General features: G+C 46.0%; 28 protein-coding genes and 1 other RNA gene. 13 read left to right on the forward strand and 16 right to left on the reverse strand.

Going from position 1 to position 23,503, the window contains the following annotated elements; all coding sequences use genetic code 11:
* Positions 1 to 14 precede the first annotated feature (14 nt).
* Together ICN37_RS02240 and ICN37_RS02245 are read right to left on the reverse strand one after the other, a co-directional pair.
* Complete coding sequence (locus ICN37_RS02240) at positions 15 to 941, reverse strand: dihydrodipicolinate synthase family protein (protein ID WP_216154532.1); 927 nt, start codon at positions 939 to 941, stop codon at positions 15 to 17.
* 13 nt (positions 942 to 954) lie between these two features.
* Positions 955 to 1,884 (reverse strand): 2-hydroxyacid dehydrogenase, encoded by a 930-nt coding sequence (locus ICN37_RS02245; RefSeq protein WP_216154533.1) that lies wholly within the window; start codon positions 1,882 to 1,884, stop codon positions 955 to 957.
* 85 nt (positions 1,885 to 1,969) lie between these two features.
* On the opposite strand from ICN37_RS02245, the gene ICN37_RS02250 reads away from it, so the two are divergent.
* Positions 1,970 to 2,911 (forward strand): 3-hydroxyacyl-CoA dehydrogenase family protein, encoded by a 942-nt coding sequence (locus ICN37_RS02250; protein WP_216154534.1) that lies wholly within the window; start codon positions 1,970 to 1,972, stop codon positions 2,909 to 2,911.
* Positions 2,912 to 2,933: 22 nt separating this feature from the next.
* On the opposite strand, the gene ICN37_RS02255 is transcribed toward ICN37_RS02250, so the two are convergent.
* Complete coding sequence (locus ICN37_RS02255; RefSeq protein ID WP_216154535.1) at positions 2,934 to 4,139, reverse strand: MFS transporter; 1,206 nt, start codon at positions 4,137 to 4,139, stop codon at positions 2,934 to 2,936.
* A 43-nt stretch (positions 4,140 to 4,182) separates the two neighbouring features.
* Between ICN37_RS02255 and ICN37_RS02260 the strand changes: the two genes are divergently transcribed.
* Positions 4,183 to 4,863, forward strand: a complete 681-nt coding sequence (locus ICN37_RS02260) for a cytochrome b/b6 domain-containing protein (RefSeq protein WP_216154536.1) — start codon at positions 4,183 to 4,185, stop codon at positions 4,861 to 4,863.
* Positions 4,864 to 4,880: 17 nt separating this feature from the next.
* Here ICN37_RS02260 and ICN37_RS02265 read toward each other — a convergent pair whose 3' ends face one another.
* Entirely contained in the window at positions 4,881 to 5,333 is a 453-nt protein-coding gene (locus ICN37_RS02265) for a cytochrome c (RefSeq protein WP_216154537.1), read from the reverse strand.
* Between the two features lie 68 nt (positions 5,334 to 5,401).
* Positions 5,402 to 6,064 carry a site-2 protease family protein gene (locus tag ICN37_RS02270; RefSeq protein ID WP_216154538.1) on the reverse strand — a complete coding sequence of 221 codons (663 nt, stop codon included), beginning with the start codon at positions 6,062 to 6,064 and terminating at the stop codon, positions 5,402 to 5,404.
* 28 nt (positions 6,065 to 6,092) lie between these two features.
* Here ICN37_RS02270 and ICN37_RS02275 point away from each other — a divergent pair, with 28 nt between their 5' ends.
* From ICN37_RS02275 to crcB, 4 genes are read left to right on the forward strand one after another with little or no spacing between them, the layout of a single operon-like run.
* Positions 6,093 to 6,260 (forward strand): hypothetical protein, encoded by a 168-nt coding sequence (locus ICN37_RS02275; protein WP_216154539.1) that lies wholly within the window; start codon positions 6,093 to 6,095, stop codon positions 6,258 to 6,260.
* A gap of 44 nt (positions 6,261 to 6,304) precedes the next feature.
* Complete coding sequence (locus tag ICN37_RS02280) at positions 6,305 to 6,442, forward strand: hypothetical protein (RefSeq protein ID WP_169709848.1); 138 nt, start codon at positions 6,305 to 6,307, stop codon at positions 6,440 to 6,442.
* A gap of 9 nt (positions 6,443 to 6,451) precedes the next feature.
* Positions 6,452 to 7,231, forward strand: a complete 780-nt coding sequence (ygiD, locus tag ICN37_RS02285) for a 4,5-DOPA dioxygenase extradiol (protein ID WP_216154540.1) — start codon at positions 6,452 to 6,454, stop codon at positions 7,229 to 7,231.
* Between the two features lie 12 nt (positions 7,232 to 7,243).
* Positions 7,244 to 7,621, forward strand: coding sequence for a fluoride efflux transporter CrcB (gene crcB, locus ICN37_RS02290; protein ID WP_216154541.1), 378 nt, complete (start codon positions 7,244 to 7,246; stop codon positions 7,619 to 7,621).
* Positions 7,622 to 7,665: 44 nt separating this feature from the next.
* Here the strand turns inward: crcB and ICN37_RS02295 are convergent, their stop codons facing one another.
* From ICN37_RS02295 to ICN37_RS02325, 7 genes are all read right to left on the reverse strand, one after another.
* Positions 7,666 to 8,643, reverse strand: coding sequence for a tripartite tricarboxylate transporter substrate binding protein (locus ICN37_RS02295; protein ID WP_216154542.1), 978 nt, complete (start codon positions 8,641 to 8,643; stop codon positions 7,666 to 7,668).
* A 21-nt stretch (positions 8,644 to 8,664) separates the two neighbouring features.
* On the reverse strand, positions 8,665 to 9,186 hold the full coding sequence (locus ICN37_RS02300; protein WP_215320605.1) for a chromate transporter: 522 nt from the start codon (positions 9,184 to 9,186) through the stop codon (positions 8,665 to 8,667).
* Positions 9,183 to 9,722, reverse strand: a complete 540-nt coding sequence (locus tag ICN37_RS02305) for a chromate transporter (protein WP_215320603.1) — start codon at positions 9,720 to 9,722, stop codon at positions 9,183 to 9,185. The genes ICN37_RS02300 and ICN37_RS02305 overlap by 4 nt, the downstream gene beginning before the upstream one ends.
* A 23-nt stretch (positions 9,723 to 9,745) precedes the next feature.
* Positions 9,746 to 10,723, reverse strand: coding sequence for a D-2-hydroxyacid dehydrogenase family protein (locus tag ICN37_RS02310; protein ID WP_215320601.1), 978 nt, complete (start codon positions 10,721 to 10,723; stop codon positions 9,746 to 9,748).
* A gap of 23 nt (positions 10,724 to 10,746) precedes the next feature.
* The gene (locus ICN37_RS02315; RefSeq protein WP_216154543.1) at positions 10,747 to 12,120 is read right to left on the reverse strand and encodes an MmgE/PrpD family protein; all 1,374 of its coding nucleotides are present in this window, start codon (positions 12,118 to 12,120) and stop codon (positions 10,747 to 10,749) included.
* Positions 12,121 to 12,175: 55 nt separating this feature from the next.
* Positions 12,176 to 13,180, reverse strand: coding sequence for a tripartite tricarboxylate transporter substrate binding protein (locus tag ICN37_RS02320; RefSeq protein WP_255538449.1), 1,005 nt, complete (start codon positions 13,178 to 13,180; stop codon positions 12,176 to 12,178).
* 76 nt (positions 13,181 to 13,256) lie between these two features.
* Positions 13,257 to 14,033, reverse strand: a complete 777-nt coding sequence (locus ICN37_RS02325; RefSeq protein WP_215320597.1) for a sulfurtransferase — start codon at positions 14,031 to 14,033, stop codon at positions 13,257 to 13,259.
* 89 nt (positions 14,034 to 14,122) lie between these two features.
* Between ICN37_RS02325 and ICN37_RS02330 the strand changes: the two genes are divergently transcribed.
* From ICN37_RS02330 to ICN37_RS02360, 7 genes are all read left to right on the forward strand, one after another.
* Positions 14,123 to 15,136 carry a tripartite tricarboxylate transporter substrate binding protein gene (locus tag ICN37_RS02330; protein WP_216154544.1) on the forward strand — a complete coding sequence of 338 codons (1,014 nt, stop codon included), beginning with the start codon at positions 14,123 to 14,125 and terminating at the stop codon, positions 15,134 to 15,136.
* Between the two features lie 35 nt (positions 15,137 to 15,171).
* Positions 15,172 to 15,723 (forward strand): carboxymuconolactone decarboxylase family protein, encoded by a 552-nt coding sequence (locus tag ICN37_RS02335; RefSeq protein WP_215320593.1) that lies wholly within the window; start codon positions 15,172 to 15,174, stop codon positions 15,721 to 15,723.
* Between the two features lie 41 nt (positions 15,724 to 15,764).
* A complete protein-coding gene (locus ICN37_RS02340) occupies positions 15,765 to 16,619 on the forward strand; it encodes a pirin family protein (protein WP_216154545.1) in 855 nt (284 codons plus the stop codon).
* Positions 16,620 to 17,792, forward strand: coding sequence for a methyltransferase (locus tag ICN37_RS02345; RefSeq protein ID WP_216154546.1), 1,173 nt, complete (start codon positions 16,620 to 16,622; stop codon positions 17,790 to 17,792). It begins immediately after the preceding gene.
* A gap of 287 nt (positions 17,793 to 18,079) precedes the next feature.
* Positions 18,080 to 18,517 carry an energy transducer TonB gene (locus ICN37_RS02350; protein WP_216154547.1) on the forward strand — a complete coding sequence of 146 codons (438 nt, stop codon included), beginning with the start codon at positions 18,080 to 18,082 and terminating at the stop codon, positions 18,515 to 18,517.
* Between the two features lie 60 nt (positions 18,518 to 18,577).
* Positions 18,578 to 18,700 carry a hemin uptake protein HemP gene (gene hemP, locus ICN37_RS11655; protein ID WP_370623809.1) on the forward strand — a complete coding sequence of 41 codons (123 nt, stop codon included), beginning with the start codon at positions 18,578 to 18,580 and terminating at the stop codon, positions 18,698 to 18,700.
* A gap of 84 nt (positions 18,701 to 18,784) precedes the next feature.
* Complete coding sequence (locus tag ICN37_RS02360) at positions 18,785 to 20,863, forward strand: TonB-dependent receptor domain-containing protein (RefSeq protein ID WP_216154548.1); 2,079 nt, start codon at positions 18,785 to 18,787, stop codon at positions 20,861 to 20,863.
* Positions 20,864 to 20,934: 71 nt separating this feature from the next.
* Here the strand turns inward: ICN37_RS02360 and ssrA are convergent.
* The 4 genes from ssrA to ompA form a co-directional block, all read right to left on the reverse strand.
* Positions 20,935 to 21,293: a transfer-messenger RNA gene (gene ssrA, locus ICN37_RS02365) on the reverse strand.
* 60 nt (positions 21,294 to 21,353) lie between these two features.
* Complete coding sequence (locus tag ICN37_RS02370) at positions 21,354 to 22,034, reverse strand: HAD family hydrolase (protein ID WP_216154549.1); 681 nt, start codon at positions 22,032 to 22,034, stop codon at positions 21,354 to 21,356.
* A gap of 8 nt (positions 22,035 to 22,042) precedes the next feature.
* Positions 22,043 to 22,732 (reverse strand): bifunctional 2-polyprenyl-6-hydroxyphenol methylase/3-demethylubiquinol 3-O-methyltransferase UbiG, encoded by a 690-nt coding sequence (gene ubiG / locus ICN37_RS02375; protein ID WP_215320579.1) that lies wholly within the window; start codon positions 22,730 to 22,732, stop codon positions 22,043 to 22,045.
* Positions 22,733 to 22,828: 96 nt separating this feature from the next.
* On the reverse strand, positions 22,829 to 23,401 hold the full coding sequence (gene ompA, locus ICN37_RS02380; RefSeq protein ID WP_216154550.1) for an outer membrane protein OmpA: 573 nt from the start codon (positions 23,399 to 23,401) through the stop codon (positions 22,829 to 22,831).
* Positions 23,402 to 23,503 lie beyond the last annotated feature (102 nt).

Consider the following 23,503-nt stretch of genomic DNA (forward strand, 5'->3'; position numbering starts at 1 on the left):
TTTATATTTTGAAATTACAAACCTGGCATGCTGAAGTTAATTGCTTTGAGCTCGCTGAGAAGTTGCGCTTGTTGCTCAGGGCTTAACTGCATCAATGGTGGGCGCACTCTGAGCCACTCAGAATCTTTGGTGTAATGGGCTACGGCAGTCTTCATACCAGCAATCATTTGGTACTTGGCAAAAATTCCACGTACTTGATCCAGGTTTGCTTGAAGAGCATCAGCGTTTGATTCTCTCCAGTGTGCTGCTAAATCGGCAATGGCTTTTGGGTTGACGTTAGCGGTGGCGGAGATGCAGCCAACACCGCCAGCGCGCAAGGCACGCATGAGGAATACTTCGCTACCTGCATAGACGCGGAAGCCTGAAGGAGCTAATAATTTAATGACTGATTCTGTATAAGACCAATCCCCAGAGCTGTCTTTCATGCCTACAACAGTCTTTGGATATTCTTTCGCTAGCCGCTCAAGCAAAGAGAGGCTTAAGTTCACTTTGGTAACCGGTGGAATGTTGTAGATATAAATCTGTAGAGCTGCACTTCCTACCTTTTGAATCACTTCGGAAAAATAAGCGAACAGACCATCATCAGTTACGTCTTTGTAATAGAAGGGCGGCAACATTAATACGCCTGCGCACTTATGGTTGACTGCGTGACGTGTCATATTCACTGTGGCATCAATAGAGGTTGCGCCGGTACCCGGCATTAAGTGCTCAGGCTTTAATCCACCTTCCACTAATGCTGTTAAGGTGCTCATCTTCTGCGGGGCAGACATTGAGTTTGCTTCTGAGTTCGTGCCAAAGATAGCCTGCCCAACACCATTAGCTTCTAGCCATTGGCATTGTTTTAATAACTTAGGAGCATCTGGACTGCCGTCCGCCTTAAATGGGGTGATGACAGGGGATAACACCGCTGGCAAGGTGGAAGGGTGCAGAGAAATCGTCATGCTGGCTCCGTTTTTAGTTATTTACTTCAGATGGAAGTGTTTGTTGGTTAAAGAAGGCTTCTAAATTATCTACGGCTAAGTTGGTCATGGCTATTCGTGTTTCCGAGGTAGCGCTTCCAATGTGCGGTGTTAACAATACATTATCAAGCGTTAAAAATTCATGACTTGGGTTAGGTTCGTTCTCAAAAACATCCAAGGCCGCACCTGCAATCTTTTTATGTTGCAGCGCATATAAAAGTGCCCCCTCATCGACCACACTGCCGCGGGCAATATTGATTAAATATCCCGATGGACCCAAGGCTTCTAGAACCCTAGCATTAATCATATTGTCTGTATCGGGGGTTGCTGGGCAAGCTAAAAATAAGATGTCACAGGCCTTGGCTAATTCTTGAGCATCTGGATAGTAGGCGTAGGGCAAAGATTTTTTATTAGGCCCCGAATAAGCTATCTCAACTTTGAATGGCTCTAAACGTTTAGCCAGATCTTGCCCAATGCGACCCATGCCAGCGATACCCACTCGTTTACCAGCCATAGTAGTTGTGAGTCTGAAGGGTTCTTTTGACCAAGCGGTGCTTTTGACGTATTCCTGCGCCTCGGGCAGTTGGCGCAGTAGGGCGAGCATCATGCCAATGGCCAGTTCGCATACGGCATCGTTTAGGACGCCAGGAGTGTTGCTTGCTTTAATTCCTTGCTCTTTAAGATAAGCCAAAGGAAGGTTGTCATAGCCAACCCCACAAGTGGCAACCATCCGAATACTGGGGATCTGTTTAACCAGAGCTTCGGGCAACTTGGTATTGGAACGAATCAAAATCGCCTGAAAGTTTCCGGCAGGAGCAGGGGCTTGAGGGTTGGGATGGTGGAAAGGGGTAAAGCGTCGATCTATCTCTGCCTGCATAATTTCAGGGAAATGGCCGACCTGTAGCACCGAATTGACAGGGATCATGTCTCACTTACTTTTTTATTGAAATAATGACCCCATTGTAAGAGGATTTTTCAGAAAAAGTCCTTCCCCTTTTAGGAGAGTATTCATGTTATTGACCCCAGCTGAAACCAAGGTGGTTATTGTCGGTGGCGGCACTATGGGTGCAGACGTTGCAGCCGTTTGTGCACGTGGTGGCTGTGCAGTCCAGGTGGTGGAGCCAACTACAGAGCGACGAGCCCTCCTGCCGGATTACTTTGCAAGCACCATGTCGGATCTTGGTTATGAGCATCGTATTGATTTACTGTCTGTTGCGGGTTCGCTTGAAGAGGTTGATTGGTCTGATATTGATTTAGTGATTGAGTGCGTGCCTGAGCGTTTAGATATCAAGCGAGAGCTATTTACTAAGTTGGAAAAATATGCAAAGCCTGAGGCGGTATTGGCGAGCAATAGTACGAGCTTTCCAATTAGTCAAATTGCCAGCGGCCTAAAAACATCTGCTCGTATGATTGGTTTGCATTTCTTTATGCCTGCCCATTTAGTACCTTGTGTGGAAGTGGTATATGGTGCAAAGACTTCGCCAATGGTGGGTGAAAGCCTCTCACGTTTAATGACAGCGTGTGGCATGGTGCCTGTTACTGTGAAAAAAGATCTTCCGGGATTTTTGGCTAATCGTTTGCAGCATGCTTTATCGCGTGAGGCTTTTTCAATGGTTGATGAAGGCATTTGTACACCAGAAGATATTGATAAAGCCGTTCGTTTTGGCTTTGGCTTTCGCTACATCGCAGCAGGCCCAGCCATGCAGCGAGATCATGCTGGCCTTGAGGTGCACGGTGCTGGAGGTGCAACCATCTATCCAACCTTAAACAATTCACCAACGATAGCGAAGTGCTTGAGTGACCGCATTGCTAGCGGCAAGTTTGGCATGAAAACTGGCGAAGGTTTCTTCACCTGGACTGCTGAAACGATTAAGGCTGAACGTGAACGCTATCAAGAAGCGTTGCGTGCTGGCCTGAAGATTATTCAGAAAGATCTTCCTGAAATTAAATAGCAACTAGTTGTTTAGTTGCTTACTAAGAAATATCTTTCAGATGTAGTTTGCCTAGGTGTGGGGCGAGCCGATAAGTAATGAGGACGATAGCAATCGTCGCGACCCCACCAAATACGATGGATGGCACTAAACCGATCATGCTGGCAGCAATGCCAGACTCAAGCGCACCCAATTCATTAGATGAGCCAATGAATATGCCATTAATGGCGCTAATTCTGCCGCGCATATGATCTGGTGTGGTGAGCTGCATGATGCTGCCGCGAATCACCACTGATATTGAGTCAAAGCATCCGGAGATAAATAGAAAGAATGCGCAGAGCCATAAATTGCTGGAGATGCCAAAGGCAATAATCGCTGCACCAAATCCTGCCACTGATATCAGAAGATATTTTCCTGAGTCCTTTAGCACGGGACGCCGAGCAAGGTAGATTCCGGTAATCACTGCCCCAGCCGCGGGCGCAGCACGCAATATTCCTAGAGTTTCTGGGCCCGCATTGAGCACCTCTTTCACAAAGGCTGGAAGAATAGAGACTGCACCACCGAAGAGAACGGCAAACATATCGAGCGCCATGATGCTCAAAATAAGTTCATGTTTTCTGACGTAATGAAACCCTTCTAAAAAGCTTTTTAGAAAGTGTTTAGATAGGCCGCTCGATTTTTCTTGGACGGCAGTAATGAAAGTAATTCCGTATAAACCAACCGCTCCACAGAAGGCAGCGAGCAGATACGTCCATTCAAGACCAGCAAAGCCAATCATCAGTCCGCCTAATCCTGGGCCTGCTACTACGCAGATCTGAAACGCTGAAGATGCATACGCTGTATAACGAGGCAGTTGATCTCTCGGAATGATTTGTCCGAAAAGCGCCTGATAGGAGGGCCTTAATAAAGCGCGCCCAATACCAATAAATGCCACTGCGGTGTAGATCAATGGAATCGGTGGGCTAAGCCATCCCAATGCGATGACGGTTAAAAATAACCCAACCGCAATATGAATGAGGCAGGCAATTGCAGCAATCCACTTACGGGAGTGGTGATCAACCGCATGACCTGAATATAGAGCCAGCGCAAAGTAGGGAACAAGCTCTGCAAGACCAATCAGCCCGAGTGAAACTACGCTATTGGTGATTTCGTAAAGATGCCAACCTACCGCTACCATTGTAATTTGGTAGCTTAGGGTTGCGCCAACGCGGTACAGCAGTAGGGTTCTAAAGGCTTTGCCGGGATTCATGAATTCCCTCTATTTTAGAGGAGAAGAGGATTATTCTTAAAGGATGAAGAAAATTATTCGAGTCTGGGATCTACCAATCCGCTTATTTCATTGGTTGCTGGTGGTTTGTATAGCCGGTAGCTTTGTGACAATCAATCTGGGTGATGAATTCATTCAATGGCATGCTTATTTCGGTTACAGCATTTTGACCTTGTTGATCTTCAGGATTGTCTGGGGTTTTGTTGGGTCTACCCATGCGCGCTTCGCCTCTTTCTTGCCGACTAAAAAAGCGATTTTTGATTACTTAAGTGGAAGTTCGCCCCGCGTTCTTGGACACAACCCCATTGGTGCAATTTCTGTATTTTCACTGATTTTTGTTTTATGCGTTCAAGTGCTGACTGGCTTATTTGTTGATGATGAGGTCTCCTTTCAAGGGCCACTAGCAAAGTATGTGTCTGGTTCGATTTCTTCATTTTTATCGGAGATTCACGAAGGTAATCAAGTGGTGATTTATACCCTGATCGCAATTCATATCTCAGCGATTTGGTATTACAAGAAATTCAAAGGCGAAAATCTAATTAAGCCTATGATTAGTGGCGATAAAGAAATCGACCCAAGTGAAGAGGCTAAATACTTGCCTGCTGACTTGGATCGGGCCTCCAAGGATGGAGTGCTACAGCGCGGTTTTGCTTTACTGCTTTTAAGTGTGATCGCGGTAGTAGTGGGTTACTTGATTACGAAATAACGATCAATAAAAATTGCTTATTTCTTTTTGAAGTCATCATGGCAGCCTTTGCAGGTTGCGCCTGCTGCACCAAAAGATTTTTTGATGCTTTCTAAGTCGCCTGACTGAGCCGCTTTATTGAGGTCAATAACCGCCAGTTGCATTTTGTCCGCTGCCGCCTTGAACTTGGCGTTATCTGACCACGCCTCGGGTTTCGCTTTACCGCCTTCAGTACCAGGACCAAAAGCTTGCCAAGGCAAAGTAGACATCATTGCTACGATCTCTGCATTTTTGCTTACATCGTCTTTGTTATAAGGTGCCGCACCTTTAACAACAGCACCAATTCTTCCAAAATGAGTGTTAATGATCGTCATAACGCTTTGACGATATTCGATTGCTTTTTCTGCATTTTGAAATTGAGCAAATGCAGCGCCTGCGCTAATCGCTAAAGCAGTTGCAGTACCTGCTAAAACAAATTTCTGTAGTTTCATGTTTGCTCTCCCTTGATCAATTGGACTGCTTATTTTTAGCATATCCCAGAATAGTAGTTTTTGCCCACTTAAAAAATCATTCTGAGGGGAGTCATTAGGAGATTAATGATGCCCAGGAAAAAGCTGCTGAGGGGCTCCATCCACAGGGTGCCAATAATTCCAGTAAAGACTAGACCGAGCACAATAAAGAATCCCCATGGCTCTAATCTGCCCAGGGTGATGGATTGGCGTGCTGGCAAAAGGCCAGCCAAAATTCTTCCACCATCCAGGGGTGGTAGTGGAAACAGATTAAATACTAGTAAACCGATATTCCACATTACACCTGCTTTTGCCATTGAAGTCAGGAAGGGCTCATCAATTCCAAAGCCCTGAACCAGGACCCAAAAGACCGCCCAAATGATTGCCTGTATGAAATTCGATCCCGGTCCCGCTAAGGCAACCCAAATCGAGTCAATTCTGGGGTTTCTGAGTCGCCCAAAATTGACCGGTACCGGCTTGGCATACCCCACCAAAAAAGGAGACCCCGTCAGAATTAAGACGAGTGGAATCAATATGGTACCCACAGGGTCTATGTGTTTAGCGGGATTGAGGCTCACCCGTCCCAGCATGTAGGCGGTGTTGTCGCCGAACCTGCGGGCTGCGTAGCCATGGGCTGCCTCATGGATAGTGATGGCAAAAATTAGGGGAATCGCATTAATTGCGACAGCTTGGATAGAATAGTCAGTAATCATGGCAATATGATATCCATAGGAGCTCAAAGTGACTGATGAAAAGAAACCCGATTCAAAAACCCCAGCAAAAGCGCTAGCGTCGAAGCCGCCAGCACGTCCACCCGTACCCAAAGGACCCTCTGGCCCAGCTGGAAGGCCTCAGGCAGGCTTTGGTGGGGGAAAAGGCATGATGCGCAAGGCTGGTCGCGGTCGATAGTGGATAATTACCCTATTCATTAATGAGTTTATAGAGGATTTAGCATGAACGAATGGCATAACGAATCTAAAGAAGAGATCAACAAAAAGATCATTACATTGGTCGTGATGTTGGCCGCTGCTACTAGCTTGGCTATTTTGTTTGCCTTGGTTGCGGCTCATACAGGTTACGTATTCGGTTAATCAGTATTAATGATTAGCCATCGCCAACCTGCAATATTTGCTGGCCATGGCAGTCCGATGTATGCCATAGAGCCCAACTACTATACAGCGGCATGGTCAGCTCTTGGAAAATCATTAAAGCGTCCTGACGCGATATTGGTGATTTCAGCGCATTGGGTAACCCGAGGAGTTTGGGTTACTGCAATGGCTAAGCCAAAAACAATTCATGATTTCGGTGGCTTTCCACAAGCACTGTTTGATGTTCAATATCCAGCTCCAGGTAGCCCTGCATTAGCTGATCGTGTGCAAGAATTATTGAGCGTCCCTGTCGTACTTGAAGAGAATGAATGGGGTATTGATCATGGTGCTTGGTCGGTTCTGAAATACATGTACCCCAATGCAGATGTGCCTATAGTGCAGTTGAGTCTCGATGGTGCGATGTCAGCACGTGAGCACTATGAGCTTGCTAAGGAATTACGCCCCCTGCGCGATGAAAATATTCTTATTTTGTCTAGCGGCAATGTGGTGCACAACTTGCGCACCATTCATTGGCAAGATAGGGCGGAGCCTTACCCATGGGCAAAAGAATTCAATGATTTTTTTGCTTCAGAAATGCGCGCCAATCATCATGAGGCATTGATTGACTGGGAGCATTTTGGTGATGCAGCACACCTATCTATTCCGACCGCAGAACATTATTGGCCAGCCTTGTATACCCTGGCCTTGCAGGAAGCGGGAGAGCAGGCCAAAATCTATACAAATGGAATTGAGATGAGTTCAATTAGCATGCTGGGTTTTTCAATTCAATAACAAGAGCAGATTATGTGGCTTCCTATCTTTGCAATCTTTTTTGGAGCGGGCTTCGGCGCTTTATTAAGAGCAGGCTTTAATTACGCCACCGTAGGGATGGCTTCTTCACTGCCATTGGGTACTTTTATATCGAATATGGTTGGTGGATATTTGATTGGTATTGCAGTTGCTTTCTTTGGCAACAATCCAAATCTTTCTCCAGAGTGGAAACTCTTAGTGGTTACTGGCTTCTTGGGGGGGTTAACCACCTTCTCAAGCTTTTCTGCTGAAGTAGTTGGCTTTATGCAACGCGGGGAATTTACCTGGGCTTTGGGCACAGCCCTACTTAATCTAGTTGGCTCACTTGCGCTCACCTTTTTGGGGATCTTGACCTACCAGGCTTTCAAATAAAATTGGGGGCACTAAGCCCCCAATGTCATTCAAAATTGAATTCTTTACTCCGGCTTGATATTGGCTGTTTTTACAACAGCACTCCATTTGGCACTTTCAGCTTTAATCAGGCCGGCAAATTCAGCTGGGCTTCCTCCACCAATCTCATTCCCTTGAGAGAGCATGAGTTCGCGTAGTTGCGGATCTTTAAGCGCTTCATTTGCAGCGGCATTTAATTTATCGATGATAGCCTTTGGCGTCCCCTTAGGCGCAATCAAGCCTTGCCAATTGAGAACCTCAACCTTGGGATAGCCAGCTTCAGCAAAAGTAGGTATGTTCGGTAGAAGAGGGGAGCGCTTCTTGCTAGTAATAGCAATGGGGCGTAACTTATCGGCTTTGATGCTTGGCATCGCTGAATACATTTGATCAAACATCATGGTGACGTTTCCGGCCATTAGATCGGTTAAACCAGCAGATCCACTCTTATACGGTACGTGAATCATATCGATGCTAGCGCTTTGTTTAAAGAGCTCACCGGATAATTGATGGCTACCTCCAATGCCGCCCGATGAGAAAGTGAGAGTACCCGGCTTAGCTTTAGCGGCCGCAACAATTTCTTGTACTGTTTTATATGGTGAGCTTGGATTGACCACCAGCACCAGAGGCCCTTTTTCAATCAAAATGATAGGCGTAAGATCTGCTTCTGGGTCGTAACGCAAGTTGCCAAAGAGCGTTTTATTAACAGCCATGGGCGCGAAGTTGCCCATCCCAATGGTGTAGCCATCTGGAGCGGCTCTAGAAATGAATTCTGTACCAATGTTGCCGCCAGCCCCCGGTTTGTTATCAACGATGATGGGTTGCTTGAGAATGACACTCATTTTTTGGGCAATCTGACGACTGCGTGAGTCTGCGCCACCACCGGCACCATAAGGAACAATGAAATTAATGGGTTTGCTGGGGTAGTTATTTTGCGCAAAAGCAGCGGCAGAAAATAAGGTAATTAGACTTATTAAACAGACTGAAAAGTTCTGAATGAGTCGCATATTTATCCTAAGAAAAGTGATTTAAATAAAACCCAGAATTCCTAAAGCGCCGCCAATTGCAATGAGATAAAGTGGGTGCCAGCGTGTGAATAATGTAAAGCCGATAGTCGCAAGAGTCAAGGCGTAGGCTGCCGCGCTATGGTTAATTTGAATAGCAATTTGCCATGCAGAAGAAAGAACCAGCCCAATAGCTAGTGCTGCCGCTGCGTATTGAATAGATTTCTTCTTGATGGGATCTTGAATACCCATAATAAAGCGTTGCAAAAAATAAATCAGGATGGATGAGGGCCATGCAATTGCCAGTGTGGCAATAAATGCACCCAGTACACCATAAATATGCCAGCCTAATAGCGTGACAGTCATAAAGTTAGGGCCTGGTGCTGCTTGCGCTATAGCAAAGTAATCTGAAAAAGTTTGCAGATCAATCCAATGCTCTTGATAGACAGCTAAGTTCAACAACTCTGGTAGCAATGCATTCACGCCGCCAAACGCAACAAGCGAGAAGGCGGATAGTTTCAGAAAGACACTAAAAAGCATACTCATGAACTAAGCGCTTTCTTACGTGCCAAGAACAGTGCCAGCGGTAAAACAGCAAGCACAACCCAACCCAGACCGACATGAAAGTAGGTAACTGCACAGATGGTGATGACCACTACTAGCAGCATCAGAGGAAAGCGAAACTCATCGCGTAGCATCTTGAAACCAGTTGAAGCGATGAGACCTACGCCTACTGCAGAGATGCCCCGCAATAGTCCTTTTACTGTATCCAAATAGCTGTAGTGTTGATAGAGTATGGCGAGTAACAGCACAATGGCAATTGGTCCGAGGGTCAGACCAAGAACTGCAGCTGCTGCCCCTCTTGCTCCCGCAAATCGAGAGCCAACGCAAACAGCGAGGTTAACAATATTGGGGCCTGGAACGATCTGGCAAATACCAAGGATGGCACTAAATTCCTCGGAAGTCAGAATTTTGTCCCGCTCCACTAGGGTTCGTCTAGCCCAAGGGAGCACACCACCAAAGCCTGACATACCAATTTTGCTAAAACTAATAAATAGCTGTGACGGCGTTAGGCTACTCATCGAGGTCGCTTTTTATAAATAAATTATTGAGGCTTAAAGGGGTGCGGTACAGGCTTGTTTTCTAACCATGCTTCGAGAGTTTCTGTAATGCCTTTTGAGAAAGCCTCAAAAATTGGTTTAGCAATAAAGCCTAAATGAGGCGTCACCAAAAGATTGGGAGTATTGCGTAGTGCATCTTTTTCAGGAAGGGGTTCAACATCAAATACATCCACTGCTGCTTGTCCTGGTCTACCCACGGAAAGTGCCTTTTGGAGGTCGGGCATATTAATGAGCGCAGCACGTGAGGTATTGATCAGAATCGAATCTACGCGCATGAGTGCTAATTGATCGGCGCTAATCAATCCTTTAGTTCCGGGACCTGCTACTAAATGCATGGATACCACTTTGGAGGTTTTGAGTAACTCATCCAAGCTAACGGCTTTTGCATTTTCAGCGGCTGCACGTTCTGGGGTCATGCGCGGGCTCCAGGCTACAACCTCCATACCAAAGGCGGCGCCAACGCGCGCCACACGACTGCCAATAGCGCCTAAACCCATGATGCCTAAGCGTTCGCCAGAAAGCATTGGCAGGAGAGAGAATGCATCGCGCCAGCCACCAGAGGCAATCAGTTTATTTTCTTCAACCAGACGCTTAGATGCACCCAGAATCAAAGCCCAAGTAAGCTCAGCGGTAGTTTCTTTGGAGGGTCCACCGGGTGTGCAAGCCATGGGAATGTTTCTTGAAACCAAGGCCGGCGCCTCAAGAGTGCCATTGCGTTCGCCAGTAAACATTAAAAACTTGAGTTTTGGTAAGCGCGCGATCATCGCCTCATTGAAGGGCGAGCGATCTCTTACGATAGCAATTGCGTCGGCATCTTTTACTGCTTCATATAAGGCTTCATCACGCAAAGGCTCATGGTAGATGGTGAGCTTAGCTTGTTGATCTAACTTATCCCAGTTAGAGAAGCGACGTAGAGCGCGCTCATAATCCCCAAGAATAACGATGTTCGGTAATGAAGCCATGGATAAAAAACTTTCAGTTGAAATTAGTCTGGAGTGCAAAGGCTTAAGATTTGCTTGAGGTCTGGCGCTTGTCCTAACTTCCAGAGTGCGGAAATCAGTTGACGGGTTTTCTCTTTTCCAATCACTGGCTCGGCCAAGCTTGTAAATTTTTGCTCCAAGTTTGCATCGCTCATTGGGTTTTCTACTGAACCAATCGCATTCTTTACGAAAATATGCACTTCTTTGCCATCCTTAAGGAAGGCTTTAACGTCCACAGATGCTTCACTAATAGAAGTATCGGTAGTCGCATTCACCTTAGCGCGCAAAGCTACAACGTCAGGACGGTTAACGATGTCATCTGCATATTCACCTTCACCTGCTTGACCAAACATCAAGCCTACAGCACAGCCGTGATACACACTGAACTTGCCTTCCAGTCCATCCTTAGGTGTTTTCTTGCCAGTTAATTCCAGTACCAGTGGGTGAACACGCAACTCAATGCGTTCAACCTCTTCTGCCTTGACACCTTGGGCGCGTAATTGGGCGCAAGCATCAATGGCTGGGTGAATCACAATTCCGCAAGCAAAAGGTTTGTAGGTATTTAGGGAAATCTCAAAAGATTTTCCGAGGGCGCGATCAATTTCTGACCAGTCACACTTAGTAGAAACGGTTTGCATATATCCACGACCCGCTTCAAGCGCTTTAGAGCTTGCAGTAAAACCATGTTTTGCCAACAACGCAGAAAGTTGACCTGCACGTGCAGCGCCACCCGGATGAAAGGGTTTGGTCATCGTGCCAAATTGCTCGCGCATACCAACCGGTTGTGAGGCAGCAATACCCAGAGCCATAGTTGTTTTTTGCAGATCAAGACTCATTAAGCGTGAACATGCAGCAGCAGAGCCCAGCATCCCTGTGGAGCCAGTGATATGCCAGCCACGATGGTAGTGATCTGGATACATTGCATTACCGACTCGACAGGCAACATCAATGCCTAGAACAAGAGAGTCAATCATTTGGCGACCATTGGCACCGATGTGTTCGCCTAAGGCAAGGATTGCAGAAGCCACTGGGCCAGCTGGATGAATCACGGTTTTGAGATGGGTATCGTCAAAGTCAAAAGTGTGTGAGCTAATGCCATTAATCAAAGCTGCTCCGCCCATATCTACTTTATCTTTGCGACCGAGAATGCTGGCTTGCGGGGCTGGCTGAAATTCACGAATAGCGGCTAGAGACGATTCAACGCTCTCATGATTGGCTGCACCGATCGCACAGCCTAGCCAGTTTAAGAATGTACGATGCGCTTCGTGCTCAACCTCTGGAGTCCACCCTTGGCTTGGGTGAGTATTAACAAACTCCGCCAAAATTTTGGTGACTGGTGGCGCGTTGAGATCGGCTGCTGCAGCAATAGCGTGAGACATATCAATTTCCTATGAATAAGTATGAATATTTTTTAAAGAAGCGAGGGTTGAAAAATCAATCGATTTCAATATTGCGGTCTTTGGCAACCTTGGCCCAGCGCGCAATATCTTCTTTGATGTAATTAGTAAATTGAGGGGGCGTCATGGGCATTAAAGTCATCGCCTCGCTCGTCATTTTTTCTGAGAAGTCTGGTAGCGCCAATACTTTATTGAGTTCGGCATTGAGCTTGGCAACAATGGCCGGTGGTAGATTAGCTGGGCCCACCAGTCCATACCACTGTTGACCATCAAAGCCGTTAAATCCCAATTCTTTAAAGGTTGGGATATTGGGGGCTGCAGTACTGCGTTTAGCACCAGTCACAGCAAGACCACGAACACGATTGGTGTTGATATAAGGGAGGGCAGCAAATAAGGTTGGAAACATTGCCTGGGTCTGTCCGGCCAGTAGATCTGTGTAAGCAGGGCCTACGCCACGATAAGGCACATGCACCATGAATATTCCAGCTGCTAGCTTTAATTGCTCCATACCCAGATGCGTCAAAGTGCCTGGACCCGCGGATCCATAACTTAATTTGGCAGGATTCTTTTTGGCGTAATCCACAAACTCTTTGAAATTCTTGATGGGTAGATCAGGGTTAATGATGAGTACATTCGGTGTTGCGCCAATCATGCCAATCGGTGTGAAGTCTTTTATGGCATCGTAAGGTAACTTGCGGACAGCAGGGTTGGTGCCGTGTGTCCCTACATAAGCAATCATGAGTGTATAGCCATCGGCTGGCGCTTTAGCGGTTGCTTGCGAGGCAATTGATCCGCCACCACCACCCATATTTTCTACAACTACTGTTTGACCAATGGATCGAGAAAGTTTTTCTGCAACAGCGCGCGTAATATTATCTAGTCCGCCACCAGCAGCTACTGGTGCAATCAGTTTGATAGGTTTAGTGGGGTAGGCTGTTGCTGCACTTTGCGCCTGCGCATTGAAATGGAATGCCAATCCCAAAAAAGCAATGAGAAGGGGTGACAAAAAAATCGGCTTTTGCCGATTGAACGTATTAGACATGTCTCGAGTCCGAATTATTGTTATTGGTTAGTTTTGTACAGCTAAGCCATTTTACTATTGGCGGCTCTAGCCCTGCTCAGGCTTGGCTGGCTTTGAGTTTCTTTCGAATAGAGTGTTCTACGGGGATGGAATCTAGGTTTGGCTCCAGCGCCTCACGTTCATCAAAGACAAAGCAGCTGCCTTGGTAATGAGCGGAGCCCACCTCCTCGAAATATTTCAAAATACCGCCTTCTAGCTGGTAGCTGTGCTCCATGCCAATTTCCCGCATATATAAGCCAGATTTTTCACAGCGAATACCGCCCGTACAAAAGCTGACCAGCGTCTTATTGGCTAAATCATCTTTATGTGCAGAAATTGCTGCTGGAAACTCAGTAAACTTTTCAATATTGAAATGCAGTGCATTCTCAAAAGTGCCGTAGTCGACCTCAAAGGCGTTGCGGGTATCAACCATCACTACAGGGCGACCTAGATCGTCAGTACCGCGATCTAACCACTCCTGTAGTTTTTTGGGGCTAATGAAATTAGCACGACCTTCCTCAGGACGAATCGCTGGGTGATTCATGCGAATAATTTCATTTTTGAGCTTGATCAACATCTTCTTAAAGGGCTGATCCTCAGACCAGCTTTCTTTTGCTTGAAGTGGGGCAAAGCGGGGGTCGGTGCGGAGCCAATCCAGAAAACCACGTAACTCATCCGTTTTGCCGGCAAGGAACATGTTGATGCCTTCACCAGTCAATAGAATGGTCCCCTTCAGTTGGCGGGCATTGCATTCATCCAGCATTTTGGCGCGCAGCTCTGGCAAGCCGTCTAGGCTGACAAATAAATAGGCGGCAATATTTAGAATCGACTTCATTTTTCTCTCACTGGGCTACAACAGCATTATCGAGCAAATAGGCTAAGGGGGTGTTAATCTTGAGGTCTTATTCAAAGGAGACAAAATCCATGCTGAAATTAGCAAAAATGGCTAAAAAAGCCTTTAAAAACAGCCTCTTAGCCACTTTGATGGCCTTAGGAGTAAGCGGTGTTGCTTTGGCACAAAATGCGGGTGTTGGCACATGGCCCACCCAAAAGCCAATTCGTTTAATTGCGGTCTTTCCGCCAGGTGGCTCAGTTGACCAGGTTGCACGTATATTGGCACCTGCTTTGCAAGCAGAGTTGAAGCAAAACGTGATTGTGGAAAACGTTGGTGGCGCCTCTGGTGTAATTGGTACCTCCGCAATGACTCGGTCCGATCCGGATGGCTACACCTTTGCAGTGGTATTTGATACCCACGGCGTTAACCCTAGCCTCAAAGACAAACTCCCCTATGACACGATTAAAGATATTGCTCCCGTGATTTTGGTTGGCACATCTCCCATGGTGTTAGTTGCAAGCAAAAAATCTGGCATCACTAGCTTTAAACAATTGGTAGATCTTTCCAAGACAGGTAAGCAATTTAGTTACGGTTCAATTGGGATTGGTAGCTTGGGTCATCTAGCAATGGCACGTCTTGCAAAACAAGCGGGCTTTGATTGGAATCACATCCCTTATCGTGGTGGTGGTCCTTTAATGCAAGATGCTTTGGGTGGTCAAGTAGAGTTAGCTGTTGGCTCAGAATTTTTAGTGAAGCCTCATATTGATAACGGTGGAGTTATTCCGCTAGTGATTACAACTGCCAAGCGTTCACCATCCTTGCCTAATGTGCCGACGATTTCTGAGAGCGGGTTCCCAGGCTTTAGTGCGCCAGCTTGGTGGGCGGTATTGGCCCCTGGTAAAACATCTCCGGCAGTGATCGATGCAATGAACAAGGCATTAAATAAAGCCTTAAAGACGCCTGCAGTTGCTGAGAAGTTCAAAATGCAAGGCATCCAAATTATTGGGGGCACCCCTGTTGCTGCACAAGACTTTATCGGCAAGCAAATGGGTATTTGGGGCAAGTTTGTCATTGAAAACAATATTAAAGAAACTGCTCAGTAAGAGTTGTTGATAAGCAGTATTAATAAAAGGTAAGTATGTCAGAACGTTTAATTCCGTATCAGCCAATGGATTTAGCGGAGCCAGCAGAGTTGGTTGCTGCAATTCGCAAAAGACGAGGCGGTCAGTTTATTAATTTAGATCGCATGCTCTTGCATAGCATTCCAATTGCAGAGGGCTGGAATCACTTTATTGGTGAGATTCGGAATAACCTCTCTTTGGATCCGAAATTGCGTGAGTTGGCCATGTGTGGCGTAGCCGTCTTGAATGGTGCTGAATATGAATTCTTTCACCATGCGCCACCTTTTAAGAAGGCGGGCGGGACAGAGGAGCAGGTCCAAGGCTTACGACTTATTGGACAGCCGAATTTCCCAAAAGATCTGTACTCCCCGGTGGAAAACGATGCCGCTGAACTCACTTTTCAGATGACGCGCAATATCAAAGTGGATCCTGAATTAATGAAGCGCTTACAAAGGGCTCTGGGAAGTACGGATACCGTGGAATTAGTCACGGTAATCGCCGCTTACAACATGGTCTCCCGCTTCCTGATAGCGCTCGACGTTAATCCTGAAGATCATCCTCCGGCTTAAAGTTAAAACTTAGCCAAAGCCAAGTCGAAGCATTCATCAATATGATCCGCAACATCCAAACCATTATTCCTGGCATTGCTACCTCTGATGGTGCGGGTGTGAAATTGCGCCGTAGTCTGGGCGGTCAAAATCAAGTCAGGTTAGACCCTTTCTTGATGCTCGATGAGTTTTCCTCCAATGATCCAAATGATTATGTGGCAGGCTTTCCAGCCCATCCCCATCGGGGTTTTGAGACGGTGACCTATATGCTAGAGGGCCACATGTTGCATGAAGATCATTTAGGAAATCAGGGACACCTGAAAACTGGTGGCGTACAGTGGATGACGGCAGGGCGCGGCATTATTCATTCAGAGATGCCGCAGCAAGTGAGTGGCGCCATGCGCGGCTTTCAGTTATGGATTAACTTACCCGCCAAAGAAAAGATGAAGCCGGCTGGCTATAAAGATATTCAGGTTGAGGATATTCCGAAGATCGCTTTGGCAAATAGCGGCTCAGTAAAGGTCATTGCGGGCGCATATGAAGATGGTGGTAAAGCAGTTCAAGGTCCGATTCAGGGAATTACTACTGCACCTCTATTTTTAGATGTGCATTTACCACCCAACGCAGAGTTTGAGCAACGTATTCCAAAAGAACTCAATGCATTTATTTATGTATATGAAGGTGAGCTTGAATTAGGTGGGCCAATGATGCCTGCCCCAAAGCAGGCGGCTATTGTTCTTGGTGACGGAGATCTTTTCAAAGCGAGAACAGGATCTGTAGGCGCGCAATTTATTGTTCTGGCAGCTATACCCATACATGAACCCATCGTTCAGTACGGCCCTTTTGTGATGAATACTCGTGCTGAAATTGAACAAGCCATCGATGATTATCAAAACAATCGGTTTGTGGTTTCCTAGGTGACGCAATCAGCAAACCTTCAATGGGAAGAGGGCGAAAAAATCTGTTCCGCTCATTGGCATTCTGAAAATGGCATTGCGCCGCATAAAAAGATTCAGATCGCGGATGACACGCTGACTGCTGACATTGCTTATCGATTAGCTTGTGCAGGCACTGCGATGCTTTACAAGGGCGACTTTCAGAATGCGCGGCAACTCTTGCAGGCCTTGGTAAGAAGGGTGGACAAGCCTTCCAAGAAATCTACCAGAGCTGACAGAGTTACCAAAGAGAAAACCAAAAGCCCTTTAGATGCATTTAATCTGCATCGTCTCACCCAATCTCAGCGCGCACGTATTTTGGGTATGGTTCTCATCCATGTGAATGCTGACCATACGATACCTTTGAGACGCGCCCCAGATATAGCGCAGGCTTGCCATGAGGCTTATGGAACACAAGAAACTTCCTATGTAATTTCTTTGCGTGAGTTGCTTGGCGTCATTAGCGCTCATGAGTGGCGCAAGACAGGTGTTCAAGTTCTGACTAGGGATGATGAAGAGGTTCGCATTCATCCGCACTACGGTGTTTTCTCTCCAGTGCGCAGTGAATATATTGACTTGGTGCTGAAAGCCCCCTTACCAGAAGCAATAAAAAATAGCTCCATTGCTTTTGATATTGGGACGGGTACTGGAGTGTTGGCGATTATTTTGGCTCTGCGAGATGTTCAGAGGATTATTGCGACCGATCTAAGTGATCGAGCGATTGCTTGCGCGAAAGAAAATATTGACCACTTAGGCTTGAATTCTCAAATTGAAATTCATCAAACCAATCTTTTCCCCGAAACAAAAGCTGCGCTTATTGTTTGTAATCCACCCTGGCTTCCAGCCAGACCAAGCTCCTCGCTAGAGCATGCGGTGTATGACCCTGAGAGTCAGATGCTGAAGGCTTTCTTGAGTGGGTTGAAAGATCATTTGCTGCCAAATGGTGAGGGTTGGCTCATTCTTTCTGACTTAGCAGAGCACTTAGGCTTGAGAGCAAGAGAAGAGTTTCTGAATTGGATTGATCAAGCGGGCTTGAAGGTGATTGCGCATTTAGATACCAAGCCAACGCACAACAAGGCATTTGATAGAGCGGATGCATTGTATGCAGCGAGATCTAAAGAAGTCACTTCACTGTGGCGATTAACCCAAAAGTAGTACCACATTAAATAGCCCTACAAGCACCGCCCCCATTGGGATCATGGTTGTTAATCCACTACATCATCCTTAAAATCATTGAGAGTAGTAGTTAACTTACTACACATTTTTCGGTAAGTTAAATATAGTTTCTCTCATTCATTTTTTAAGGGTGCCATTTGCTTTCTGGTGCATTGTCTAGAAACATATTGCTGATTTCGGGGGTAACTTTCTCTCATGTATTAGCACTATTGATACTTTTATCGGGACCATTTGCGGGGTCAAAATCATCCGCTCCAGATTTTTTGATGGTAAATCTAGTAGGCAAAAGTACCTTGTCATCTCAGCAGAAAAAATCCCTGGCCGCACCCCAAATCAATACATCTTCTAGCAGTGAGCGCGATGGTTCCAGTGCTGTAAATGAGTCACATGCGCATAGTGATAGTAAGGAAGCCGGACGTCTGGCAGTAGGCACGGCTAGACAGGCTATATACAGCCCCAAACCCCATTACCCCTTAGCCAGCAGACAGCTTAAGGAGCAGGGTTTGGTCATTGCAAGATTATGTGTAAGTGAGCAAGGCCTTGTGCAAGAAGTTGGTATCACCCAAAGCTCAGGCTTTCAGGGTTTGGATCGCTCAGCCATCAAGGCTTTGACTCGGTGGAGATTTGCGCCAATTGCAATAGCCCCTGCTCAGGTTTCTTTGCAATGCTTTCAGACACCTATTCAATTTACCTTGGAAGGTTAGTGCTTGAACGAGAAAAATACCTTAGATCTTGATTCAAAATGTATTCGATCAAGCCAACTTTTGCCTAGATGCATTCTAAGCGAAACCTTATTGGGTCACACAAAGCAGATCTTCATCTTGCATGATGGGCATTCATATCAATTGCGCATCACTAAATTAGGGAAGCTCATTTTGACGAAGTAAATATGAATTAACTTACTAGCCAGCAAGAGCATTTTCATATGCATATAGCCAGCGATTTTTTGTTTTTATCACTGGAGATGGTATATGAAGCATCAAGAAGTTTTTCGTCCTCGAAATCGGTTGGCCTGGTTTTCATCGTTTGTATTGTTATATGGAGGATCTTTTTCAGTTTGGGCTAATGCTCAAGATATTGAGTTACCTAGGATTGATATTGTTGGGCGAGAGGAGAAGGCCCTTTATAAAATTCCAGGAACGGTTGATGTTATTGACCAAAAGAAGATGGAGGAGTTGCAACCTCAATCCTTGCAGGACGTCTTAAAGACGATTCCTGGCGTCAATATTCGTGGTGATGAAGGCGGCTTAGGAGCCATTCCGAATATTGGTATTCGTGGCTTAGGCCCAGGTCGGAGCACAAAAGTATTGCTCCTGGAGGATGGAGCTCCAATTCAACCAAGCCTCTTCATTTCCAATGCCTCCTATTACAGCCCACCTGTAGGGCAAATCGACGGGATTGAAGTTTTAAAGGGCGCATCGGGCCTGAAATATGGCCCATCCAATATTGGTGGCGTAGTAAATTACCTTAGTAAAATACCTGCTCCAGGATTTAAGTTAACCGGCAAAGTGGGCAACTACGGATATCGTTTAGCAGAGCTTGAGGCAGGGGGAAAATCATCATCGAATGGCGCCATTGGAGGAATAAATCTGATTCAATCTGAGTCCAATGGATACCAAGGTAATGGTTTCAAGATGTATGACATCTTGGTGAAAGGGGGAATGGAGATTGCGCTGAATCAGTGGTTAAGTGTGAAATACACACATTACGATAACAATATCAATACCTCATATGTGGGTCTACGCCCAAATCAGTACAGCAATCAATCAAAAGATAATCCAGCGCCAAATGACCGCTTCATTACTCAAAGAAATGGTGTAGATCTCAATCATGCTATCGAAATTAGTCCAGAGACCAAAATCAATACCTTGATGTATTGGAGTAGGTTATCTAGAGATTATTGGCGGCAAAGTATTGTTAAACGCACGCAGGAATCGACAGTCTTTAGAGCTTGCAACGTTGGTGCTGATTGCCTGATTGGGCGAAATCGAGAGTTTCAAATGTTAGGCATCGATTCTCGGGTAAGCCATGCCTATAAGGCTCTGGGGATTTCCAATGAAGCAGAGTTTGGATTGCGCTTGCATACCGAATCTCAAATCAATCAAGTAGTGAGTTCCAAAACTCTCACCTATTCTGGTCGACTCACTTCGCAGGAAGATAACAAGGCTAATTCAGTGGCGGTCTATGCGCAAAACCGTTTCTTGCTGAGCAAAGACTTTGCCCTTATTCCTGGGGTACGAGTGGAAAGTTATAACCAGACCCGTTCAAATGCTGCTACTGGAAAAGCTGGTAGCGCCAAGAATGTAGAAACTATTCCACAAATTGGTGCTACCTGGCAGCTTGTTCCCCAAGTGCAGGCGTACGGTAGTGTTTATAAAGGTTTTGCGCCAGCACAGTTAGCCACCGCAATTGATGACAAAGGAGTTGATCAGCAGTTAGCCCCAGAACGCTCAACCAATACGGAGCTCGGTCTGCGTGGTCGCTCTGGCGCCTTTACTTATGATTCAGCTATTTTTAGCATGAACTTCAGCAATCAAATTGTGAATCAGAGCTTAGCTGCCGGAATTTCTAAAGCCAATGGCGGTAAAAGTTTGCATCAAGGTGCTGAGATGTCCTTGGCTTATGCGCTAGGAGGAGGATGGGGGATTAATGGTAATGCTACTTACATCCCGGTGGCTAAGTTTGTTGGCACGAGCTCTTTGGGGCGAGATGGTAATCGCATTCCGTACACGCCTAAATTAACTTCAAATTTGGGTGTTAGCTACGAAAAGAATGGCTTCAATACTTTAGTCAATCTGAATTATCTTTCTGCTCAATATGCGGATTCAGCAAATACAGTTGCGCAAAATGCTATTGGAACTTTAGGCGAGGTCCCAGCCTTTGCAACAGTGAATTGGAGCGCTAACTACGCTATTAACAAAGATTGGAAAGTGTTTGGGGTAATTAATAATGTATTTGATAGGCGGTATATATCTAGCAGGAGTCCAGATGGAATCTTTGCGGGAGCACCTCTCAATTTCCAAGCTGGTATGAGTTATCAATTTAATTGATAAGAATAGGCGATTTCTGAATTAAAGAAAAACGCCACCTCGATGGGTGGCGTTTGACTGTTACTTCAAAATGGTGGAACCGGCGGGAATCGAACCCGCGTCCGCAAATCCTCCACAACAAGTTCTACATACTTAGTCATATCATTTAATTTAGCCAGCTAGGCACGGATTGACACGTTCCACGCTGACGATTCACTAAATTTTCGAATCATTCCCCGTGACATGAAATGATCTTATCTCTTGTAAATGACCCTGATCTAGCTTGCGCTAGCTGACCCAAGAGAGAATCAGTTCAGGGGCAACCGCAATTAAGCGGCTAGTGCGAAACGTTCGTCGTTTGCAGTTAAAACATTCCCATTGATTTACGAGATAACGGGTCCTCGGTATGCCCTTGATGCTTTGTAACCCACGTCGAAACCATGTCGGCCCCAGATTGCATGCTTAGGAAGCTCTATTTTAAAGCCGCCAGCTTTAAATTGTTGAATATCTTTTATTCCCTATTGGGAAAGATGATTTGCAGTAGCTCGAGAGGCTTATTGACGATGTAATCGGCTCCCCAAGCCTCTGGAGGCTCTTTACAGCCACAGTAGCCATATGCGGCTGCGACAGTCTTCATTCCTGCCGCTTTGCCTGCTAGAACATCTCTAATGTCATCGCCCACATAAAGCGATTTTGTAGGATCTACTTTAGCTATTCTAGCGGCGTGCAAGATAGGTTCAGGATGGGGTTTTGAATACGGTGTTGTATCGCCAGAAACTGTAGAAATAGCTCGTTGGCGCAAACCCATTAATTCAGTAAGAGGGTTGGTGAAACGCTCACTTTTATTTGTAACAATGCCCCAGGGGAGCTTGGCTTGATCCATTTGATCGAGTAAATGGCTCATGTCATCGAATAATTTACTCTCTACCAGCAATGCTTTTTCATAATTACTGAAAAATTCATCGCGCAATAGAGTGAAATCCGCATGATCGGGGCAAATGCCAAAGGCGCCTTCGAGTAATCCGCGAGCACCAGCCGATGCATAGGGGCGCAGAAATTCATAAGGCTTGGGCTTAAGATTACGTGCAACCAGCAATTGATTGGTTGCCGCTACTAAATCAGGTGCGGTATCAGCTAACGTGCCATCTAAATCAAAAAAGATTCCGGCGTATGGGCTTAAAAGATTTCTCATGTATTGAATTATTTACGAACGGCAATCATATAGTTCACATCGACATCATCATTCAGGCTATAGACCTGAGTGAGTGGGTTGTAGCTCATACCCTTCATGCCGAGCATTTCTAAGCCTGCATGACGTGTAAAAGCAACGAGTTCAGAGGGTTTGATGAATTTAGCGTATTCGTGAGTACCTCTGGGTAGTAATTTCAGAATGTATTCAGCGCCAATAATGGCAAATAAGTAGGACTTAGGGCTGCGGTTGAGGGTGCTAAAAAATAACGTGCCACCAGGCTTACAAAGTTTGGCGCAAGCGCGCACCACTGAAGCTGGGTCCGGTACATGTTCAAGCATCTCCATGCAAGTCACTACATCGTATTGTTCGGGCTGCTCATCAGCCAACGCTTCGGCCGAGATAGAGCGATAGGTGAGGTTTGCGCCCACTTCTAATGCGTGCAATTCAGCAACCTTAAGTGCTTTTTCTGATAAATCAATACCGGTTGTGTCTGCGCCTGATTGAGAAATGGATTCCGCCAAGATGCCGCCGCCGCAACCAATATCAACAACCTTCTTGCCTTCCAGGCTAACAAAGGACTTAATCCAGTTCAAGCGCAGTGGGTTGATGGCATGCAGGGGTTTGAATTCACTATTAGGGTCCCACCAACGATGGGCTAGAGCGCTAAATTTGGCGATTTCTGACTGGTCGACGTTCATATGAATTGCTTATCTGTAAGGCTATAGGAGAAGTTTATGAATATAGCGGAAATAAAAAAGCCCGCTAGAAGCGGGCTTTTTTACAAGTAAAGTGAATTACTTAGCTGCTGTACCAACAACTTCGATGTCAGTACGGCGGTTCTTAGCGCGGCCTTCAGCAGTTGCATTTGATGCAACTGGATTGCTCTTGCCTTTTGATTCTGTGTAGATACGGCTACCGTCAACACCCTTGCTTACGAGGTATGTCTTAACAGATTGCGCACGACGCTGACCGAGGGCCATGTTGTATGCATCTGTACCAACGCTGTCAGTGTTACCAACAGCAATGATTACTTCTAACTTAATCTTGCTCAAATCAGCAGCGATCTTGTCCAAAGTGGCTTTACCTTCTGGTTTCAAATCAGACTTGTTGAAGTCATAAAGTGTGTCAGCTTGCAAAGTGATTTTGCTTTGGCTAACGCCAGCAGCAGCAGCAGCAGCAGTCAACGCACCGTCACAACCTTTAGCTGCAGTAGCAGGTGTCCAGTTGTTATCGCGCCAGCACAATGTGCCATCTCCGTTTTTCCAGTTTAGGGCGCCATCGCCGTTTTGCCAGTTATCAGAAGCCATCGCTGCAGTAGCAGAAACAGTAATAACAGAAGCGAGCAACACTCTTAGGGTTTTGTTCATTTTTAGTCCTCAAAAATCTCTTTTTTAATTAAAGTCAAACTTAAATGTAATTCGCCCTACCTTGATGCAAAAACTGCAAAGCGACACATCTCAATTTCGTAC

Source organism: Polynucleobacter sp. P1-05-14 (assembly GCF_018881675.1).
Lineage (GTDB): Bacteria > Pseudomonadota > Gammaproteobacteria > Burkholderiales > Burkholderiaceae > Polynucleobacter.

Coding starts and splice junctions, on each gene's coding strand:
- ICN37_RS02250 (WP_216154534.1), top strand. CDS start 1,970: ATGTTATTGACCCCAGCTGAAACCAAGGTGGTTATTGTCGGTGGCGGC.
- ygiD (WP_216154540.1), top strand. CDS start 6,452: ATGATTAGCCATCGCCAACCTGCAATATTTGCTGGCCATGGCAGTCCG.
- ICN37_RS02270 (WP_216154538.1), bottom strand. CDS start 6,064: ATGATTACTGACTATTCTATCCAAGCTGTCGCAATTAATGCGATTCCC.
- ICN37_RS02305 (WP_215320603.1), bottom strand. CDS start 9,722: ATGAGTAGCCTAACGCCGTCACAGCTATTTATTAGTTTTAGCAAAATT.
- ICN37_RS02265 (WP_216154537.1), bottom strand. CDS start 5,333: ATGAAACTACAGAAATTTGTTTTAGCAGGTACTGCAACTGCTTTAGCG.
- ICN37_RS02280 (WP_169709848.1), top strand. CDS start 6,305: ATGAACGAATGGCATAACGAATCTAAAGAAGAGATCAACAAAAAGATC.
- ICN37_RS02330 (WP_216154544.1), top strand. CDS start 14,123: ATGCTGAAATTAGCAAAAATGGCTAAAAAAGCCTTTAAAAACAGCCTC.
- ICN37_RS02310 (WP_215320601.1), bottom strand. CDS start 10,723: ATGGCTTCATTACCGAACATCGTTATTCTTGGGGATTATGAGCGCGCT.
- ICN37_RS02320 (WP_255538449.1), bottom strand. CDS start 13,180: ATGTCTAATACGTTCAATCGGCAAAAGCCGATTTTTTTGTCACCCCTT.
- ICN37_RS02260 (WP_216154536.1), top strand. CDS start 4,183: ATGAAGAAAATTATTCGAGTCTGGGATCTACCAATCCGCTTATTTCAT.
- ICN37_RS02245 (WP_216154533.1), bottom strand. CDS start 1,884: ATGATCCCTGTCAATTCGGTGCTACAGGTCGGCCATTTCCCTGAAATT.
- ICN37_RS02295 (WP_216154542.1), bottom strand. CDS start 8,643: ATGCGACTCATTCAGAACTTTTCAGTCTGTTTAATAAGTCTAATTACC.
- ubiG (WP_215320579.1), bottom strand. CDS start 22,732: ATGAACGTCGACCAGTCAGAAATCGCCAAATTTAGCGCTCTAGCCCAT.
- ICN37_RS02360 (WP_216154548.1), top strand. CDS start 18,785: ATGAAGCATCAAGAAGTTTTTCGTCCTCGAAATCGGTTGGCCTGGTTT.
- ICN37_RS02240 (WP_216154532.1), bottom strand. CDS start 941: ATGACGATTTCTCTGCACCCTTCCACCTTGCCAGCGGTGTTATCCCCT.
- ICN37_RS02255 (WP_216154535.1), bottom strand. CDS start 4,139: ATGAATCCCGGCAAAGCCTTTAGAACCCTACTGCTGTACCGCGTTGGC.
- ICN37_RS02335 (WP_215320593.1), top strand. CDS start 15,172: ATGTCAGAACGTTTAATTCCGTATCAGCCAATGGATTTAGCGGAGCCA.
- ICN37_RS02325 (WP_215320597.1), bottom strand. CDS start 14,033: ATGAAGTCGATTCTAAATATTGCCGCCTATTTATTTGTCAGCCTAGAC.
- ICN37_RS02315 (WP_216154543.1), bottom strand. CDS start 12,120: ATGTCTCACGCTATTGCTGCAGCAGCCGATCTCAACGCGCCACCAGTC.
- crcB (WP_216154541.1), top strand. CDS start 7,244: ATGTGGCTTCCTATCTTTGCAATCTTTTTTGGAGCGGGCTTCGGCGCT.
- ICN37_RS02350 (WP_216154547.1), top strand. CDS start 18,080: ATGGTAAATCTAGTAGGCAAAAGTACCTTGTCATCTCAGCAGAAAAAA.
- ompA (WP_216154550.1), bottom strand. CDS start 23,401: ATGAACAAAACCCTAAGAGTGTTGCTCGCTTCTGTTATTACTGTTTCT.
- ICN37_RS02340 (WP_216154545.1), top strand. CDS start 15,765: ATGATCCGCAACATCCAAACCATTATTCCTGGCATTGCTACCTCTGAT.
- ICN37_RS02370 (WP_216154549.1), bottom strand. CDS start 22,034: ATGAGAAATCTTTTAAGCCCATACGCCGGAATCTTTTTTGATTTAGAT.
- ICN37_RS02300 (WP_215320605.1), bottom strand. CDS start 9,186: ATGAGTATGCTTTTTAGTGTCTTTCTGAAACTATCCGCCTTCTCGCTT.